The organism is Rugosimonospora acidiphila, assembly GCF_039543385.1.
In the GTDB taxonomy this organism is placed as follows: domain Bacteria; phylum Actinomycetota; class Actinomycetes; order Mycobacteriales; family Micromonosporaceae; genus Rugosimonospora; species Rugosimonospora acidiphila.
In genome coordinates this window covers 26,975-45,513 of the sequence record NZ_BAABJQ010000033.1, presented here as the reverse complement: position 1 = coordinate 45,513, position 18,539 = coordinate 26,975, and the positions used below count along the sequence as shown (strand labels likewise).

The following is an 18,539-nucleotide window of genomic DNA, read 5'->3' as shown; positions in this document are numbered from 1 at the left end:
CCATCACCCCCAGCCTGGACGAGCTGCGAACACCTCGAGCAACGCCCGCTCCAGCGGCGGCTTGCCCATCAAGTCATCAGAAACGATCGACCAGCGCCCAACCGGTGTGCCCCGGTGCACTCTGTCGACGTAGTCGGCAACGACAGCGTCATACGACTCGCGAGTGGCATGCAAGAACTGGGCCTCGGTCACGGACCGAACCCTATCGGCTCGCATTGCGGCGGGACTCCCCAGCGTGGGCTGGGACCGGCCAGCCGCCAGGTACGGGTCCTCGATGGCTTGGAGGACTCGGATGGCGGCGATGATTGTTGAGGCGCGGCGTTTGCCGCAGCGGAGCTTGGCCAGGACGTTCCAGCTCTTCAACGTCGCCACCGCGCGTTCGCCTGGTGCCCGGTTACGCGCGTGGTTGCGGTTGGCCGCTCCCTGGTTACTGGACAGCCGGCGCGGCCGGCGGGGAAACGGCACCGCGATCGCTGGGCCGGCTCTGCGATAAGCGGCGTCGGCGTAGCAGGCCACGCCGTGCCGCGCAGGTGGGCCAGGGTCATCAGGGCCTGCTGGCCGGGGTTCAGGCGCCGCGCTGTGAAGCGCCGCTCCCCGTGACAGCAGTTCTCCGGCCAGCGCCTGCCGCAACGCGTCGGTAGGTTGCCAGGTCGGGAGCGGCAGCAATCGAGCCCCGATGCTTTCATGTCGTTCTATCCCGATAACGGGTACCACAACCCGACAGTCAATCGGATCGGACAGAACTCTACGTACCTACGTATCTATATAAAGAGGTATCCTCACCGCGTGACATCTCGCCCGAGAGGCTGGCGCGAGCTAGCCGAACAGATCACTGAACACATCCGCTTCGGGCGCCTGAGGCCGGGCGACCGATTGCCGACCGAAGAGGCCCTCCAAGACTGGACCGCCCTGAGCCGCACCACGATCCGAACCGCCATCGCCGAGCTTCGCCGCCTCGGCCTCGTCGAGACCCGCGGCAGGAAGGGAACCTTCGTGCTCGGGTTCGGCGGACCCTACCCGCTAAGGCCCGGGGAATCGGTGACCGCGTCGGCCGCGCTGATCATCAGCGGTACGAACGGAGCAACCCGCAGCCTGCCGGCGGGGACCCAGGTCGTGGTCGACTGGTACACGCGCTGAGCGGCACGGCCCGTTGCGACGTGGTCGCGTTGGGCAGCGGCGCGGTGAGTGCGCCGCTGCCGCCGGCCATGACCAGGTCGCGCCACGCCATGCCTCGGCGAGAAGGTCGTCCATGAAGCGCGATAGCTCGCGGGCATGCATCGGGTCCATTGCGGGCCAGACCAGGTCCGACGGTCCGCTATTCCGCGGCGGGACGATCACTCACAGCCTGCCAGATCTCGTTAAGGTACTCCCACCACGTCTGGTCGGGGAGCCCTCGAGTGTCCAGTAGGTAGCCGCCACAAACAAAGGTCAGCCATCCAACATCTTTGGCGCCCAGACCCCCGAGGGAAGTGTCACCTCGGGCAACAGCCGCGAGAAACGTTACGACATCGCTCTGGTCTACCAACTCTAGGAGTCTGGGGAGATCCTCCCGCATCTCGCTCGCTTCGGTGGACAGTTCGGCGATAGTCGGCTCGTCTCCGAATGCGTCCCTGAGTACGAACTCGACAACGGTCAGGCCAAGACCCAGGGCTTCCTGCGAACCCTGCTCATCGAGTCCCTCAAGAGCTGCGACTAAGTCGTCCCCGTCTTGTCCGATAGCGGCACCGAACGCCGCTCGTACGCGACTCTCTATGCGCTCGTCGATCTCCATAGTCGCAGCTAGCCCTTCCGTTTGTGCTTCCTGCGCTCTTCCTGGAATTCGTCCCACTTGTCTTTCCCTATGCCTACGCCCGTCGTGCCGACGAGGATGGCGATGGTTACCCATTTATTCGAATTGACAACGGCCTCATACGTGCCGGACGCCAACCCGACGCCGTACGGAGAGTACTTGATCGCTCGATCACGCCACTCGGTGTACCGGCGGTCTCCCGAGGGCTTCTTCTTCGTTCGACGTTCTCGCTTGCGCCCCTTGCCGGCGGCCTCGCCGGGACTCCACGAAGCTCCGCCGGATCCTCTTCAACCTCCGGCCTGCTTGGCGAGGTTGATCGCCTGGTTCGTCATCTCCTGATTGCCGAGCAAGTGTTGCCGCGCCCCCTGGATCACGTTCTCGACCTGGGCAAACTGCGCGGCCTTGTCTTGCACGCCGACAGCTGCCATCGCGGCTTGAAGCTGGCGAGCGGTATTCTCAGCGGCGTCGAGCGATTGTGCGGCTTCGTTGACCTTCTGGCTTGCGGCTTGGATCCGGCCTATGATCTCGTCGATCGACGCCAAGGTAGCCCTCCCGTCCGTCCGTTTTGGCGCCAGCCTAACGAATCTCGCGCTACGGGCGCAGTACCACATGCGACGGAACCTCGCATTGGTTGACACCGGTCTGGCGTTCACGTGCTTGCGTAGCACGCACAGTCTGCCCACCCACGGGAAGTACGCGACCGGGCTCGGTTCGCGTTCGTACGCCGGCACGGGAGCCGGTCGGCGGCGGTCGGCGGATATCGGCGCCACAAACAGGCCGGTGATTTCGCCGATGCGGTGAGCGGGTGCCGCGGTGGACGGTGGTGGTCCACGCGGTGGTCAGGCGGCCGTTCCCGCCGGCACACCGTCCACGCCGAGGCGGCCCGGTACTGAGCTTCCCTTCCCGGTCCGGCACCGCCGGCCGGGGAGCCGATCCGGCCGATCGGCCCGAGAGATTGGGAGAACGCCCGTGAACCCGTCCACCACCGTCCACCCGCGTCCGTCCGCCGACCGTCCCCGCCGGTACCTGGGACGGCTGTCGGCCCTGGCCGCCATCAGCGCCGCCGGCTGGTTCGCGTTGGCCGCGACCGCGGCGCCGGCCAGCGCCGTACCGGCGCCGGGCTCGGGCTGCGCCGCCGTGCAGATCATCACCGCCCGGGCCTCCACCGAGGCGCCGGGCGAGGGGATCAGCGGCAGCCTCGTCACCCAGATCGTGAACAGCAGCGGCCAGACCGTCGCCCGGGCCTCGGTCAGCTACCCGGCCACGCTGACCAACTACGCGGCAAGCTCCGCTCAGGGCGTCGCCGCGCTGAAGCAGCAGCTCACCTCGCAGGTGCAGCGCTGCCCGAACCAGAAGATCGTGCTGGTCGGGTACTCGCAGGGCGCGCACGTGGTTGGTGACGTGCTCGGTGGCGGTGGTGGCGGTACCCTCGGCGCCACCACCGCGCCCGTCAGCTCCACGGTCGCGAGCAAGGTGGTCGCGGTGGTGCAGTTCGGCGATCCCCGGCACGTCGTCAACCAGTCGTACGACCTGGGAACGTCGCGCCGCAACGGGCTGTTCCCCCGCACCTCGGCCCAGCTGCAGGTGCTCGCGCAGTACGCCAGCCGGATCCACTCCTACTGCGACAGCGGTGACACGTTCTGCGACAGCGGCCTGAACACCGTTGTCCACCTGACCTACCTCGACCGGTACCAGAGCGCCGCCACCCAGTTCGTGCTGGGCCGCATCGGCGGCTGACCCGCGAGTTCGCGCGTGCTCGACACCCGCACGCGTCCCGCGCCCACCGCGCCGGCCCCGGCCGCCGCGGTGGGCGTTTCGCGCGGATCGCCCGGCGGGCCGCTATACATCGATAGTCTTCACATCGATGACCGGCTGGGTAACACTCCTAAAATGGCGGTGACAGCCAGAACCCCGAAGATCGCGTTGCGCGGTCGCGGACGGGAGCAGCGGGTGCTGGCCGGCCTGCTCGCCGACGCGACCGCCGGCCACGGCGGTGCGCTGCTGCTGTCCGGTCCGGTCGGCATCGGCAAGACCGCCCTGCTGGACGAGGCCCCGGCCGCGGCCGACCGGTTCACCGTGTTGGCCGCCGACGGCGCCGGGGACGAATCCGGGCTGGCGTTCGCCGGCCTGCACCGCTTGCTGCGCCCGGCCATGAACTACGCGGCGGCACTACCTCCGGCCCAGGCCCGCCGGCTGGCCCGGGCGCTGGACGGCGACTATCCGGAGGACGACGGGCTCGCGCTTTCCGTGGCCGGGCTCGGCCTGCTGTGCGCCGCGGCTCGGGACCTGCCGGTGCTGTGCCGCATCGACGACGCGCACCGGCTGGACCGTGCCTCCCTGCGAGTACTGGCGTTCGCCGCGCGGCGGGTGGCCGCGGAGCGGGTGGCTCTGCTGTTCGCCGCCGCCAGCGACGAGGACGGTACCGGGCCGCTCGCCGACCTGCCCACGCTCCGGGTGGACGCACTGGACGCGGCGGCCAGCCGACAGGTCCTGGCCGACCGGGTGGCGCCGGACTCGCTCGCGGGAGACCTGGCCGGGCTGCTGGCCAGGACCGCCGGCGGGAACCCGCGTGCCCTCGTCGACCTTGCCGCGTCGCTGTCACCCGAACAGCGCCGCGGGGACGCACCCGTCCCGGTCACCCTGCCGCCGGAGAGCGCACTGCGCCGCGCCTACAAGGCCCGGCTGGCCCCACTGCCCCCCGGTACCCGTTGGCTGCTGCTGCTCGCCGCGGCCGACGAGGAGCTGGACGTACCCGAGCTGCGCGCGGCGGCCGCCGCGTCCGGCGTCGACATCGCCGCGCTGGAACCGGCCGAAGCCGCGGGGCTGCTCCGGGTCACCGGTACCGCGCTGGGGTTCGACCCGCCGCTGCTGCGCGGCGTCGTGTACCACGAGTCGAGCCTGGCCCGACGCCAGGACGCACATCTGTTGCTGGCCGGCGTACTCGATCCGCGCCGACACCCGGTGCGTCACGTCCTGCACCGGGCCGCCGCCGCGCCGGGGCTCGACGACGGGCTGGCCCGCGACCTGATCCGGGCCGCCCGGGGCGCCGCGCACGGACCGGCGTCGCACGCACTGGAACGCGCCGCACAGCTGAGCCCGGACGCCGGCACGGCCACCGCCGCGCTGCTCGGCGCCGCCCGGCACGCGTGGCTGTCCGGCGAGCCGCACCGGGCCCGGGTGCTGATCCGCCGGGTACGCCGGCCGGACGTGCCCGATTCGGTACGCGCCCGGGCCGTGCTGCTCACCGGCGAGCTGGAGTTGCGCGTCGGCGCGGTCACCGAGGCGCGGCACGCGCTGCTCGCCGCGGCCGGCGCGCTGACCGGCCGCAACCAGCAACTGGCGGCGGGCGCCCTGCTACTGGCCGGGGAGGCGCTGTGCCTGGGCGGTGGGCACTCCCAGTACGCCGACGTGGCGGCGCAGGCGCTGGCATTGCGGCATGCCGGCGAGCCGCAGGGTCCACGGCCACTGTTCGCCTACTTTTCTGGGATGGCCGCGATCCTGCGCGGCGACTACCGTTCGGCCTCCGGGCTGCTGGGCCCGGTACTGGCGCAGGCGCCGGCCCTCGACGACCCGGTGACACTGTCCCGGATGAGCATGGCCGGCGTGCTGCTCGGCGACGACAGCCTGGCGCTCACGCTGGCGACGCGCTCGGCCGAGTTGGGGCGAACCACCGGCAACGCGGTCGTCGTGCCCCAGGCGCTGGAGTCCGCCGCGTTCGCCCAGTTCGCTCTCGGTTGGCACGACGAGGCGTCGGCGTCGGCGCTGGAGGGATTGCGGCTGGCCCGGGCCACCGGTCAACGCAACCTGGTGGAGAATCACCTGGGGACGCTGGCCGTGCTCGCCGCGCTGAACGGCGACCGGGACAGCTGCCTGCTGTTGCTGCGTGAGGCGCGGGCCTACCAGGGCGTCGACGGGCTCAGCCAGCCGCAGGCGTTCGCGCAGTGGGCGCTGGCCCTGCTCGATCTGATGGAGGGGCAGTTCCAGTCCTCGGTCGACCGCCTGGACGGGTTACTGGCGATCGGTACCGGCCGGGGCAACCTGGTGGTGCAGGTGGCCGCGACCCCGCACCTGGTCGAGGCGGCGGCCCGCTGCGCGGACCGGACGGTACCCGCGGAGGCGGTGCGCATCTTCGACCTGTGGGCCGCCTACACCGGTAACCCGACCTGGCTGGCCCTGTCGGCGCGCTGCCACGCCCTGCTGGCCGGCGGCGCGACTGAGGCCGAGGAGTACTTCCGGGAGGCGCTGCGCCAGCACGCCCTCGGTCCGCCGGGCTTCGCCAGGGCACACACCGAGCTGCTGTACGGCCGGCAACTGCGCCGGCGCCGCCGGCCCGCCGCGGCGCGCGAACATCTGCGCAGCGCCCTGGAAACGTTCCGGGTGCTCGGCGCCGACCGGTGGACCGCACAGGCAACCACGGAACTGCGCGCCGCCGGCGATCACGTGGAGCCCCGGCGGGCAAGCGCCGACGGCCTGCTCACGGCGCAGCAGGAGCGGATCGCCAGGCTGGTCGCGGACGGCGCGACCAACCGCGAGGTGGCGGCGCGCCTGTTCCTGAGCCCCCGTACCATCGACCATCACCTGCGCAACATCTTCGCCCGGCTCGGCGTGCGCTCGCGTACCGAACTGGTGAAGCTGCTGACCTGATACCGGCGGCCGGCGGGATCATCCATGATGCACGGCCGGTTGGACGGGGCGCCAGCGAGGCAGGAGTTTGACCGGATTCGTGCCACGTGAGTCCGAGCACTCGCAGGGGCGGCGTGGGTCTCTGGCGTTGTGGCGTAGCGCTCAGGCGAGGTTGGTGACGCGCCGAACCTGGGGTACGCGCGGGGGCGGCGGCAGCGCCACCGCCCCCGCGGTATTCGTCGTCATGCCGTATTCGTCGTCATGCCGCATTCGTCGGCATGCCGTGGTAGTCGTCGGCATGTCGTGGAGGGTCCGCCGCGCTACTTCCAGTGCGGGCCCTGCAGGCGCGGACCCCAGTGCGGAAGCGGTTTGCCGGTCTCCAGGGCGCCGAGGTCCGGCGCCTTGCCGGTGTGGCCGTCGGTCACGTTGGGAATCACCACTCCGGCGTTGACCGCGGCTGAGCCGGGCCGCAGGCGGAAGTCGACGTCGGTGATGTCCACCCGCTTCGTCCGCTGGGCCGGGTCCTGCGCGTCCAGCTTTGGCACGTTGACGAAGACGTCGTAGTCGACCAGGACGCTGTGCTTGTCCTGGCCGGTTGCCGCGCTGTATTCGGCCAGGGTGGCGAAGTCCCGGGCGGTGAGGCTGGGCGTGTGGTCGGGTGCGGGCTGGTCCGACGCCACGCCGAACGGCGGGGAAGTCCAGCGGAACGATGCCGCTACGCCCGGATTGACGCGGAACCCGTTGTAATCCGATGAGGTGTAGTTCGTGTTCGTGGACACGTCGAAGATGCGGTCGGTGAAGCCCTCGCCGAGGATCAGGTTGTTTTTCCAGTGCATGTTGCTGCCGATCCCGGTCGGCGCCGTCTCCGACAGGATGGTGTTGTTGTAGAAGATGGCGCCGGTGGCCTCGCCTCGGGTCGAGCCCCGGGGCATGTGGTAGGCGACGTTGCGGATCCAGTAGATCGGGCCGCCGAGGGTCGGCTGGTTGCAGAATCCGTGCGAGGCGCAGTTGAGCATCAGGTTGCGCATGATGCGGTAGTTGTGCAGGGAGCCGTCGGCCTCGAACGGGTTGTCATGGAAGTTGTCCATGTAGTTGTTGTAGACGTCGATCGCGACCGGCCGCAGGTCCCAGTACTCCTTGGGCGGGTACTTCGGACCGTCGGTGGTGTCGGGCAGGTTCGGATCGGTCGCGAACGAGCCGTCCGGGTTGCCGTAGGTCTCGCAGTCGATGCCGTCGTGGAAGTTGCGTACCTCGTTGTAGCAGATGACGTGGCCCTGACCGTAGACCTTGATGGCCAGGTAGGAGCCGTAGCGCGGCGGTACGGTGTCCGTCGACGGCTGGCCCATCGAGGGCGGAAACGGCTGGCCGAGGTAGTCGGTGTCCGACGGATCGCTCCAGATGATCACGTGATCCGGGTCGTTGCGGCCGAGGAACACGTTGTCGGCGATGTAGAAGTTGCTCGAGCCCGAGTAGTTGGTCCAGATGCCGAACCCGACATCCTCGAAACGGCACTTCTTGACCGTCAGGCCCTTGGCGCCCGCCTCGTGCTGCGAGCCGACCCACATCGCGAGCTCGGTGTTGCGGAAGGTGATTCCCTCGAAGTAGTGGTAGTCGGCGACCTTGAGGTCGAACAGGTTGAAGCAGCCGTTGCCGTCGAAGATGACTTCACCGTCGCCGGCCGCCTTGATGGCGATGGGCTTGTCGGCCGTGCCCTTACCGCGCAGGTAGTAGGTGCCCTCGAAGTGGGTACGGTCGAGCGAGGCGGTGTTCGTGTAGAACTCGCGTGAGTACTTGTAGAGCCCGGCGTGCACCAGCAGGGTGTCGCCCGGCCGCACCCGGGGGCGGGTCGCCCACGCCATGTCAGTGCCGGAACCGGAGTTGTTGTACGCGTCGTTGAACCCCTCGAACGCGGGCTGGATTTTGACGTCGTCCGGAGTTCCGTGCGGGTACACGTGGAAGACCCGCCCGTGCGGGTACGGCACGGGCTCCGGCCTGGTGCGCACCGAGACGTTCTTGCGTCCGTTGCCGCGTACGCCATCGGGGTCGGCCATCGTCAGTTGCACCTCGTACTCGGTATCGGGTTCGAGGTCGAGGATGCTGCCGATGAACATGTTCGGGCTGATCACATCGAACCGCACGTTGGACAGCACGCGTTCACCGTTCATCCGGAACAGGTCCATTCCGCGGGTCCACGATCTGCTGCCCTTTTTGCGGTACTCCACCTTCACCGACGCGTTGCGGTTGTCGTCTCCTTCGATGCGCCACTCGAATCCCAGGCAGGTCAGCGTCGGCGGCTCAATGTAGAGGTCGCCCGGCTGCACCCGGTCGTCCGGCTGCGGCGGCTTGGGCCTGTCATCCGGCCGGTTCCCTTTGCGATCCGCGCTCGCGCCCGGGCTAGCGGCGGCGGCGGAGGTTCCGGTCAGGCCACCCACGATGGCGGCGCCACCGAGAGCGGCGCCGGTGGCCAGGAAGTCGCGTCGACGAATCTCCGTCATTCCAGGTGTCCCTTCGCGATCGGGTCAGAAATGGCTGACTGTCGTGCTGCGCGGGCGGCCGGTGCCGGCCTTAGCCGACCACCATCCAGCTGAGCACCGGGGTGCTCTGCAGGTAGACGATCACGCACATGAACAGCAGGAAGAGCAGGCTCCAGCCGATGACTCGGCGGAACAGGTCACCCTCGCGACCCTGCAGACCCACGGCCGAGGCGGCGATGGCCAGGTTCTGCGGCGAAATCATCTTGCCGAGCACACCACCGGAGGAGTTCGCCGCGGCGATGAGCCTCGGCGACAGGCCCGCCTGATTGGCCGCGGTGACCTGCAGGAGGCCGAACAGCGAGTTGGACGACGTGTCCGAGCCGGTGACGGCGACGCCGAGCCAACCGAGGATCGGTGAGAAGAACGCGAACGCCCCACCGGCGCCGGCCACCCACAGGCCTAGGGTGGTGGTCTCACCCGACTGGTTCATGATGAAGCCGAGCCCCAGCACCAGCATCACGGTCAGGATGGCGAACTTGAGCTGGTTCAGGGTTCGGCCGTAGGCGCGCACCGCGCGGCCGCCGCCGATGCGCAGGATCGGCAGGGTGAGCAGACCGGCGATGAGTAGAAGGGTGCCGGCGGCCGACAGGTAGTTGAGCTTGAAGGTCGTGGCGACGGCCTTGCCCGCGCTGTTGAAGATGTGCAGCCCCGGCCAGTTGATGATTTGGGTGACCGACTCCAGGCCGGTACCCGACTGGCCGACCTTGGTGGGGGCCGTGCCGGTGATGGCCGGTACCCGCGTGGCGAGCACGAACACAACGATGATCACCAGGTACGGCGCGTAGGCCTTGAACACCTCGATCGGAGTGTCCCGCACGCCGGTCGCCGCGCCCACCGGCGTCGCGGTACGCGCGCCGTCGCGGCCGCCCGCGGGTGCCGGGATCCGGGTACGCAGGGCGGTGCCGGGGCCGCCCGCGGGCACCGGCTCGCGCACGCCCACACCGCCGGCCGGGACGCCGGTGCCACCGCCGGCGAGATCCTCGTCGTCCTGAGGTTCGATGTACCCCTCGGCCGGCTGCCATACCCGGGTGGCCAGCAGCACGGCCAGCGCGGAGACCAGTGAGGCGATGATGTCGGCCAGCGGGACCGACCAGTAGTTGGACGCCAGGAACTGGAACACCCCGAAGACCACCCCGCATAGCAGGGCCAGCGGCCAGACCTGCCGCAGGCCGCGCCGGCCGTCCACGATCAGCACCAGGCCGAGCGGGACGATGACGGACAGGATCGGGGTCTGCCGGCCGACCATGGCGCCGAGGTCGTTGACGGGCAGCCCGGTGACCCCGCCGAGCGTCGTGATGGGTACGGCCAGCGCCCCGAACGCGACTGGCGCGGTGTTCGCCACCAGCGCGATGGACGCCGCCTTGATCGGCCGGAATCCCAGCGCTATCAGCATGACCGAGCAGATCGCCACCGGCGTACCGAAGCCGGCGAGCGCCTCGAGCAGCGCGCCGAAGCAGAAGGCGATGATGATGGCCTGCACGCGCTGGTCGTCACTGATGGAGGCGAACGAGCGGCGCAGAATGTCGAAGTGGCCGGTCTCCACGGTCAGGTTGTAGACCCAGATCGCGTTGATGACGATCCACATGATCGGGAAGAACCCGAAGGCGGCGCCCCACAGCCCGCTGTTGACCGCGTCGAACAACGGCATCGAGTAGACCGCGACGGCGAGGATCAGCGCGACGATCACGGAGATCAGCGAGGCGAGCCAGGCTCGCATCCGGACCACACCGAGCAGCACGAACAGCACCAGCAGCGGCAGGATCGCGACGAGTGAGGATAGACCGAGCGAGTGGGCGAGCGGACTGTAGTCCTGATGATGTTCAGCAATGACCTGCATGGCGAACCCCTTCTCTGTCTGCAGGCGGGGTCATGGGGTGGTGGCGGCGGCGGTGGCGGCGGTGGCGGTGGCGACGGTTCCGGGGCCGTCGAGCGCCAGGCGCCGTAGCTCGTCCGCGGGCACGCCGCGCAGCGAGGCATCCAGGATTTGGACCGTGTGGGCGACCGGCATGCGGTGACCGAGGCGGGCCAAGGTGGTGGCCACCTGCATCCAGCAGCCGGGATTGGCGGTGACCATGATTTCGGCACCGGTGGCGAGCACGGCGGCGGCCTTGCGCTCGCCCAGTTCGTGGGCGAAGTCCGCGTGCAGCAGGTTGTAGGTGCCGGCGCTGCCGCAGCAGATCTCGGCCTCGGCGATCTCCCGGACCTCGACGCCGGGGATGCCGCGCAGCAGCCGGCGGGGTGCGTCGCGCACGCCCTGGGCGTGGGCGAGGTGACAGGCGTCCTGGTAGGCGACGGTGACCGGCAGTGGGTGCCGGGGCGCCGCCGGGCCCAACTCGTCGAGCAGTTCGGCGATGTCCCTGGCCTTGGCGGACAGGGCCTCCGCGCGCGGCGACCAGCCGGGTTCGTCGCGCAGTTGGTGGGCGTAGTCCTTGAGGTTGGAGCCGCAGCCGGCCGCGTTGACCACCACCGTGTCCACCCCGGCCCGCTCGAAGGTCTCGATCACGTGCCTGGCGAATCGCAGTGCCTGCGGTTCGCGCCCGGCGTGCGAGGACAGCGCCCCGCAGCAGCCCTGCCGTCGCGGGACGATCACCTCGCAGCCCTCGGCGGCCAGTACCCGCACCGTGGCGGCGTTGACGTCGGGGAAGAAGGTGCCCTGCACGCACCCGGTCAACAGCCCGACCGTGCGCCGCCGGGTGCCCACCGCCGGTACCCGCTCGGGCAGCGGGTGCACGCGGCCGAGCCGGGGCGCCAACGACTCCATCGCCCGCAGCGGCGCCGGCAGCCGGCCGAGCACGCCGGCGCGAGCCAGCAGCCGGCCGAGCCGGGTCAACTGGTAGACGCGCAGCGGCCCGCGCAGCACCCGGAGCCGGCGCGGGTACGGGAACAGGCCGAAGATCACGGCGCGCAGCAGGCGCTGCGCGCGGGGCCGCACCACCCGGCGTTCCAGCTGGGCGCGGGTGGCCTCGATCAGCTTGTCGTACCGGACCCCGGACGGGCAGGCGCTCACGCAGGCCATGCAGCCCAGGCACTGGTCCAGGTGGCGCACGCTGCTGGCGTCGAACGCGTCCCCCACAAGCGCCCCCTTCATGATGTCGATGCGCCCGCGCGGGCTGTCCATTTCCTCGCCCCACAGCACGTACGTGGGGCAGGTGGGCAGGCAGAAACCGCAGTGCACGCAGTCGGCCAGCAGCGCGGCGTCCGGCGGGTGGTGCGTGTCGAACGCCGGTGCCGGCGGTGGACCGTAGCCGGGCATGCCCAGCCCCACGGTCGCGGCCGGCGCGCTGCGCGCCACCGGTATACCCGACTCGATGTCGAGCTGGTTGGCCATCTAGAGCCCTCCCAACAGCCGGCCGGGCGACAGCCGCCGCCGCGGGTCGAACTGGTCCTTCACCCGCTCCATCAACGCGAACGAGTCCGGCACCGGCCCCCAGTGGTCGATCCCCGGCACCGCGGTCAGGAGCACGGCCGACCCGTCGAACGGGGCGATGGTGGCCCGCAGCGCGGCCAGGTCGACGTCGCGGGGTACGGCCGCGTAGGCCACCCCGGTGGCCGCCGAGACGGTGGCGCCGGCCGTGGGCGGCAGCGCCGCCAGCACCCGGGGCAGCGCGAACGGCGCGAACGCCAGCCGCAGCACGATCTGACCCACCGGCCGCACGCCGAACCAGTCCGGCACGGCGTCCACAATGGACCCACCACCCAGCAGCGCGACCGTCGCCCGGCACTGCCCCACCACCGACGCCGGGATGCTCTCGAACAGCACCACCAACTCGCCGTCCGAGCCGCTCCAGCGCAGTTCGACCGCGGTCGGGGTGAGCGTGGACCGGCACACCAGCGCGGCGAGCCGGCCGGCCTCGGCGGCACCGGTGACCGGCACGACCACCGCGCCGGCCGCGGGCGGGCGCGGGTGCAGCCGCCACGTGGTGGAGACCACGACGCCGAGACCGCCGTGCGCGCCGGTGTACAGCTTGCCGAGGTCGTACCCGGCCACGTTCTTGACGACCTTGCCGCCGGACCTGGCGACGGTACCGTCGGCCAGCACGACGGTCACCCCGATCAGCAGGTCACGCACGGTGCCGTAGCGCAGCCGGCGCGGCCCCGACGCGTTCGCGCTGACGATCCCGCCCAGGGTCGCCTCCGGCTCCGGCGGGTCCAGCGCGAGCATCTGGCCGTGTCCGGCCAGCCGCTCCCGCAAATCCGCCAGCCGCACCCCGGCCTCGGCGACCACGACCAGGTCGCCGGGCGTGTGCTCGACGATCCGGTTCAGCCCGGTCGTACGCAGCACCAGGTCGCAGGAGGTGGGTGGCGCCGCCCATCCGGTCTTCGTACCGGCGCCCACCGGTACCACGGTGCCCGTGGTGGATCGCAGCACGTCGGCCACCTCGCCCGGGGTGGCCGGCGCGACCACCTCGACCGGTGCCACACCGGCCACCATCACGCCCTCGGGTGCGCTCGTCATCAGAACACCTCGCCGAGCGCGGGATCGGGCGCACCGACCCGGACCCCTGGCCGCTCCCCGCACAGCCGGGGCGTGGGCATCAGCTTGCCGGGGTTGGCGATCCCGGCCGGATCGAAGGCGCAGCGCAGTAACTGCATGGCGGCCAGGTCGTCGGCGCTGAACTGGTCGGCCATCTTCGCCTTCTTCTCGAGCCCCACCCCGTGCTCGCCGGTGATCGAGCCGCCGACGGCGAGGCAGGCGTCGAGGATCTCGAATCCCAGCCGCTCGGCCGTGTGGACCGCGCCGTCGACCGTGTCGTCGAACAGGATCAGTGGGTGCAGGTTGCCGTCGCCGGCGTGGAACACGTTCGCGACGCGCAACCCGGCCACCGCGGCCAGCCGGTCGATCTCCGCCAGGACCTCAGGTAACCGGGTACGCGGGATCACCCCGTCCTGCACGTAGTAGGCAGGGCTGATCCGGCCCACCGCGGCGAACGCCGACTTGCGGCCCCGCCACATCAGCGCCCGCTCGTCGCCGTCGCGGGCGATCCGGATCTCGAACGCGTTCCTGGCCCCGGCCAGCGCGTGGACCTGGCGGAAGTTCTCGTCCACCTCAATGCTCGGGCCGTCCAGCTCGATGACGAGCACCGCCACCGCGCCGTCCGGGTAGCCGCACGCCACGGCGGCCTCGGCCGCCTCGATCGCCAGGGCATCCATCATCTCGATGGCGGCGGGCAGGATTCCGGCCGCGATGATGTCGCTGACCGTGCCGGCCGCGTCCTCGACGCTGCGGAAGCCGACCAACATGGTCTGCACGGCCTCCGGCACCTGGATCAGCCGCACCGTCACCTGGGTGACGACGCCCAGCGTGCCCTCACTGCCGACGAACGCGCCCAACAGATCGAAGCCGGGGTGTTCCGGCGCGCTGCCGCCCAGGTGCACCACGGCCCCGTCGGCGAGGACCACCTCCGCGCCCATCACGTGGTTGACGGTGAATCCGTACTTCAGACAGTGCGCACCGCCGGAATTCTCCGCGACGTTGCCACCGATGCTGCACACCTGCTGCGAGGACGGGTCCGGAGCGTACGCCTGGCGGTGCGGCGCCGCCTGCTGGGTGACCCACAGATTGATCACGCCGGGCTCGGCCACGATACGGGCGTTGTCGGGATCCACCGACACTATGCGGCGCAGCCGGGACAGTACGATCAGCACTCCGTCGGCCACCGGCACCGCACCGCCGGACAGGCCCGTCCCCGAGCCCCGCGCGACGAACGGCACGTTCTGCTCGGCACACATCCGGACCGTGGCCACCACGTCGTCGCGGTGTTCGGCCAGAACGACCACGCCCGGGCGTACCCGGAAGGCGGTCAGCCCGTCGCACTCGTAGGTGCGCAACTGGCCTGGATCCGTTATCACCTTCGCCGCACCGATCAGCCGTCGCAGGCGGTCGGCGAGGCGCAGCAGTGCGGGCGAAGGCACATCCTGAGTCGGCGAACTCATCGGGCACCTCGGGGTAACTCGACCGGTCGAAACAGCGGGGCGGCGGCCGATGGGCGCCGCCGCCCCGATGCGAGGGGACGGCTAGTGGTGCTGCTGCGCCGCCATCTTTTCCAGCGGAAGCTGGTCGGCCAGGGCGCATTCGGCGGTGACGTCGAAGTAGCTCTTCACCGACGCCTTGCCGTTGACGAACGGGTTGGGGCCGAAGCCACGGCTGGCCATCATCCGCGATTTGACGTACGCGTTGTCGAACTCGCTGTGGTTGGACAGCAGTACGTCCGCACCGGAGGCCACGGCCTCGGCCTGCATCTTCCTGGCCGAGTCGATGTAGACCTGCAGGTTGTGGATGCCCGGGTTCGGCACGTCGTTCTGGAACCCGAGCGCGGTCCCACCGGAGTAGGCCACGACGTGCGGCACACCGTAGTCGTGCACCGTGAAGATGTAGGAGTTCGTGCCCGGGGTGTGGCCGGGGGTCGGCACGACGTGGATGGTCGTGTCACCGAGCCGGATGTCCATGTCCTTGGTGCCGACCCGGATGCCGGTGCTGAAGTCCGGAGTCTGGCCGAGGAACTGCTTGGGGTGCGCGGCCACCGCGTCCCAGTCGGCCGCGCCCATCACGACCCGGGCGTTGCCTCCGGTGGCCTGCTGCACCACCTGAACGCCACCGATGTGGTCGGCGTGGGCGTGCGAGATGAAGATGTACTTGATGTCGGTCGGCTTGAGACCGAACTTCTTCATGCCGTCGAGGATCAGCGTCTGCGCGCTGTACTGGTAGCCGCTGTCGAACAGGATCAGGCCGGCGCTGGTCTTGAGCAGCCAGGCACTGTGGATGCTTCCGCCCACCCAGTAGAGGTCGTCGAAGACCTGCGTCGAGTCGGCATACCAGGTCGACTTCGCGGGGGCTTTGGACGGGTCGAGAATGTAGCCGGGCGTGACGTCGCTGTCGCTCGGCGCACCGTTGACCGGGGGCAGGAAGCAGACCCGGTTGAGGGTGCCGAGGTGTTCGAGACCCGCGGCGGTCTTGGCGGCCTGTTGAGCCGCGAGGATTTCGCCGTCGTAATCACGCGATGGGGACGGCGACGGGTGCGGTGGTTTTGGATGGCCGTTGGCGCTCTGGGCGAACGCGGGTGTGGCGGCGGCACCGGCGCCGGCCAGGAGTAGGGCGGCCGTCAGCAGCATGATCCGGGTGCGTGCGCGACGTTGCATTCGGGTTCTCCTCCCGAGTCGGTCTAGCTGCGTGTTGGACTCCGTAACTCGATAGATTTCTATCGGACAACGGAAGAATGCAGCTAGGCGACTCCGGTGTCAAGACGCACATCGATCTTTTGAGGATCGCCGGCACGCCGTGAAACCGGAGCAAAGAGGAGGAATCTCAGCGGGTCAGCTCGCCTCGCAACTCCTCGCCGAGACGCACCGCGACGGCCTGCAACAGCGGGGCGATCTCCGCGACCCGGCTCAGCGTGATCCGCCCGGACGGCCCCGACACCGAGATGGCGGCCAGCATGGGCGCGCCCTTGACCGGCACCGCCACGCAACGCACCCCGATCTCCTGCTCGGCATCGTCGAGCGCCCAACCCTGCTCGCGGATCTCGCCGAGCTCGCCGAGCAGCACCTCCGGATCGGTGTGCGTGCGCGCGGTCTGAGCCGCCATCCCGGTGCGGCGCAGCAGCGCCCGCACCTGGTCGTCGCGCAGCTGGGACAGCAGCGCCTTGCCGACACCCGTACAGTGCGCGGACACCCGCCGGCCCACCTCGGTGAACATCCGCATCGAATGCGCGGAGGGCACCTGGGCCACATACACGACGGCATCTCCCTCGAGCACGGCCATGTTCGCCGTCTCCCCGATCTGGTCGACCAGTTCGGCGAGGTGCTGCCGGCCGGTCCAGGACCCGAGCGTGCGCCCCGCGGTCTCACCCAGCCGGATCAGCCGCGGTCCGAGCGCGTACCGGCGGGACGGCTCCTGGCGCACGTACCCGTTGTGCATCAAGGATCGGATCAGTCTGTGGATCGTGGGCAGCGGCAACCCGGTCGCCGTTTCGAGTTCGGCCAGCCGCATCGCGCCGCCGGCGTCGGCCAGCAACTCAAGCAGCTGGAACGCCCGGTCCAGAGACTGCACACCGCTGGGCTTGCTGTCCATGCCACCGCCTCCCACGACATTCGCGACCGGTATCCGTCGAGTCGACCAGTGCCCTCTTGTCGAACCGTGCCCTCTTGAGGACTCGACGCTCAGTCCCTAGACTTCGGATTGCGAATGAAAGATTTCGAATGATGGAAATCTCCCATTTCGCATCACGGAACTATAGCAGTGATCCCCAACTCGCCGACCACCCGAAAAGACCGATCGCCACGGCGGTTCGCCGGCAACCCACGGTGGTTCGTCGGCTGCCCATCATCCGACCCTCAGCTCATCCGACCGTCAGCCCATCCGACCCTCAGTACATCCGACCGTCGACTCATCCGACCGTCAGCGGCGACGCATTCGATCGTGTCCACAAAGGACAAGCGCGGCGGGTGAGTGGTCGCGCGACAAGCGCGGCGGGGTGAGCGGTCGCGCGACACGCCGTGGCCAAACGCGGTGTGCCTTACTCCTGCCCTGCCGCGGGTGGGGCCGCACCAGTGGAGCCGGCGCGGTTGCGCCACCAGCTTCGAACGGGTCATCCACCGACGCCAGGATCCGACGCACGAACCGGTGACCGCGCATCGTGGGCCGGCGCCGCCTGCTCCTCGCCGGGAGACCTCCGGGCGGGTACCACGATCGCACGCGCACGCCGTCGTCGCGGCGATCGCCTTGTCGCCGCTCGGCCCGCGCATCCCGGTCGCCGCTCGGCCCGCGCATCCCGGCGCTGGGCCTCGACGTCGTCATCGGGCCGGCGCTGGTGCACACCGTGATGTTCGGGCTCGTCGCAGCCAGATCCGGCCGACCGCCGGCACGCTACGGCAACCGTCGGCGGTGGTGCGCCCCCGCTCGGCCAGCGGTATCTTGACTCAGCCGGCCTTGACCCGCTCAGCCGGCCCTGACTCGCTTAGCCAGTCCTGTCCACTCAGCAGTCCTGCTCGCTCAGCCGGCCCTGTCCGCTCGCCGGCACCTTGGGCTCGCTCAGCCGGCCTTTGACTCGTACGCCTCGCTGGCGGCCTTCAGCCCGGCCGCCTCCATCCCGATGAACCGGCGGGTGCGGGCACCGGTCAGAGCGCCGACCAGCCCGGCGAGCGGCCCACGCTGCTCGACCGCGAGCCGGATCCCGGTCGTGCCGTCCGGGTTGCGGGACAGCCAGTGGTGGCCGGTGACGCGCACTCCGATCGATGTCGCCACCCAGCTGAACCCCTCGTTCTCCCGCAGATCGTCAACCTGCCAGATCATCGACGGCATGCCCGGCTGCTTGACGCGCGCCCGGCTACCCACCCGCAGGTCACCCTCGTCCAAGCGCTCGACCGAGGTCATGGACTTCGTCCAGCGCGGCCAGTCGCTCACATCGGTCAGCGCGGCCCAGGTGGCAGCGATGCTGGCGCTGCTCGTCGTCGTCGTTTCGATCGTCACGGGAACCTCCATACCGCAGATGTACCGTATGGTACATCCCACCTTGGATCCCGCCGCGACCCCGGGCGTACCTACGCCTCGGTGCGGTTGCGCGCCGGTAGCTTGCGATAGAGCACCCGGAGCAGAC

The 18,539-nt window shown here is 70.0% G+C and carries 14 protein-coding genes; 3 read left to right on the top strand and 11 right to left on the bottom strand.

Translation table 11 applies throughout. The features are described 5' to 3' along the window. Nucleotides 1-3: 3 nt before the first annotated feature. Nucleotides 4-192: a hypothetical protein gene (locus tag ABEA87_RS35850; RefSeq protein WP_345637479.1), complete on the bottom strand. Its 189-nt coding sequence runs from the start codon at nt 190-192 to the stop codon at nt 4-6. Between the two features lie 594 nt (nt 193-786). Here ABEA87_RS35850 and ABEA87_RS35840 point away from each other — a divergent pair. Beyond that, nucleotides 787-1,137, top strand: a complete 351-nt coding sequence (locus ABEA87_RS35840) for a winged helix-turn-helix domain-containing protein (RefSeq protein WP_345637418.1) — start codon at nt 787-789, stop codon at nt 1,135-1,137. Between the two features lie 178 nt (nt 1,138-1,315). On the opposite strand, the gene ABEA87_RS35835 is transcribed toward ABEA87_RS35840, so the two are convergent. Beyond that, nucleotides 1,316-1,771 carry a hypothetical protein gene (locus ABEA87_RS35835; protein WP_345637416.1) on the bottom strand — a complete coding sequence of 152 codons (456 nt, stop codon included), beginning with the start codon at nt 1,769-1,771 and terminating at the stop codon, nt 1,316-1,318. Between the two features lie 305 nt (nt 1,772-2,076). Beyond that, nucleotides 2,077-2,331, bottom strand: coding sequence for a hypothetical protein (locus ABEA87_RS35830; RefSeq protein ID WP_345637414.1), 255 nt, complete (start codon nt 2,329-2,331; stop codon nt 2,077-2,079). A 427-nt stretch (nt 2,332-2,758) separates the two neighbouring features. On the opposite strand from ABEA87_RS35830, the gene ABEA87_RS35825 reads away from it, so the two are divergent. Beyond that, on the top strand, nt 2,759-3,526 hold the full coding sequence (locus ABEA87_RS35825) for a cutinase family protein (protein ID WP_345637413.1): 768 nt from the start codon (nt 2,759-2,761) through the stop codon (nt 3,524-3,526). 159 nt (nt 3,527-3,685) lie between these two features. After that, a complete protein-coding gene (locus tag ABEA87_RS35820) occupies nt 3,686-6,433 on the top strand; it encodes a helix-turn-helix transcriptional regulator (RefSeq protein ID WP_345637412.1) in 2,748 nt (915 codons plus the stop codon). A 299-nt stretch (nt 6,434-6,732) separates the two neighbouring features. On the opposite strand, the gene ABEA87_RS35815 is transcribed toward ABEA87_RS35820, so the two are convergent. The 8 genes from ABEA87_RS35815 to ABEA87_RS35780 all read right to left on the bottom strand — a co-directional run bounded on the left by ABEA87_RS35815 (nt 6,733) and on the right by ABEA87_RS35780 (nt 18,412). Then, nucleotides 6,733-8,907, bottom strand: coding sequence for a right-handed parallel beta-helix repeat-containing protein (locus ABEA87_RS35815; RefSeq protein ID WP_345637411.1), 2,175 nt, complete (start codon nt 8,905-8,907; stop codon nt 6,733-6,735). A 70-nt stretch (nt 8,908-8,977) separates the two neighbouring features. Continuing rightward, nucleotides 8,978-10,783: an L-lactate permease gene (locus tag ABEA87_RS35810; RefSeq protein WP_345637410.1), complete on the bottom strand. Its 1,806-nt coding sequence runs from the start codon at nt 10,781-10,783 to the stop codon at nt 8,978-8,980. A gap of 30 nt (nt 10,784-10,813) precedes the next feature. Then, nucleotides 10,814-12,274, bottom strand: a complete 1,461-nt coding sequence (locus ABEA87_RS35805) for a (Fe-S)-binding protein (protein WP_345637408.1) — start codon at nt 12,272-12,274, stop codon at nt 10,814-10,816. After that, nucleotides 12,275-13,402 (bottom strand): FAD-binding oxidoreductase, encoded by a 1,128-nt coding sequence (locus ABEA87_RS35800; RefSeq protein WP_345637406.1) that lies wholly within the window; start codon nt 13,400-13,402, stop codon nt 12,275-12,277. It lies immediately after the preceding gene. After that, complete coding sequence (locus ABEA87_RS35795) at nt 13,402-14,880, bottom strand: FAD-linked oxidase C-terminal domain-containing protein (RefSeq protein WP_345637404.1); 1,479 nt, start codon at nt 14,878-14,880, stop codon at nt 13,402-13,404. Before ABEA87_RS35795 ends, ABEA87_RS35800 begins: the two co-directional genes overlap by 1 nt. 81 nt (nt 14,881-14,961) lie before the next feature. Beyond that, the gene (locus ABEA87_RS35790) at nt 14,962-16,083 is read right to left on the bottom strand and encodes an MBL fold metallo-hydrolase (protein WP_345637402.1); all 1,122 of its coding nucleotides are present in this window, start codon (nt 16,081-16,083) and stop codon (nt 14,962-14,964) included. Between the two features lie 166 nt (nt 16,084-16,249). Continuing rightward, nucleotides 16,250-17,014 (bottom strand): IclR family transcriptional regulator, encoded by a 765-nt coding sequence (locus ABEA87_RS35785; RefSeq protein WP_345637400.1) that lies wholly within the window; start codon nt 17,012-17,014, stop codon nt 16,250-16,252. 960 nt (nt 17,015-17,974) lie between these two features. After that, the gene (locus tag ABEA87_RS35780; protein WP_345637398.1) at nt 17,975-18,412 is read right to left on the bottom strand and encodes an SRPBCC family protein; all 438 of its coding nucleotides are present in this window, start codon (nt 18,410-18,412) and stop codon (nt 17,975-17,977) included. Nucleotides 18,413-18,539 lie beyond the last annotated feature (127 nt).

What these genes read in the sequence shown, in the direction of transcription:
- ABEA87_RS35810 (WP_345637410.1), bottom strand. Translation starts at nt 10,783, where the DNA reads ATGCAGGTCATTGCTGAACATCATCAGGACTACAGTCCGCTCGCCCAC.
- ABEA87_RS35785 (WP_345637400.1), bottom strand. Translation starts at nt 17,014, where the DNA reads ATGGACAGCAAGCCCAGCGGTGTGCAGTCTCTGGACCGGGCGTTCCAG.
- ABEA87_RS35790 (WP_345637402.1), bottom strand. Translation starts at nt 16,083, where the DNA reads ATGCAACGTCGCGCACGCACCCGGATCATGCTGCTGACGGCCGCCCTA.
- ABEA87_RS35805 (WP_345637408.1), bottom strand. Translation starts at nt 12,274, where the DNA reads ATGGCCAACCAGCTCGACATCGAGTCGGGTATACCGGTGGCGCGCAGC.
- ABEA87_RS35815 (WP_345637411.1), bottom strand. Translation starts at nt 8,907, where the DNA reads ATGACGGAGATTCGTCGACGCGACTTCCTGGCCACCGGCGCCGCTCTC.
- ABEA87_RS35835 (WP_345637416.1), bottom strand. Translation starts at nt 1,771, where the DNA reads ATGGAGATCGACGAGCGCATAGAGAGTCGCGTACGAGCGGCGTTCGGT.
- ABEA87_RS35795 (WP_345637404.1), bottom strand. Translation starts at nt 14,880, where the DNA reads ATGAGTTCGCCGACTCAGGATGTGCCTTCGCCCGCACTGCTGCGCCTC.
- ABEA87_RS35800 (WP_345637406.1), bottom strand. Translation starts at nt 13,402, where the DNA reads ATGACGAGCGCACCCGAGGGCGTGATGGTGGCCGGTGTGGCACCGGTC.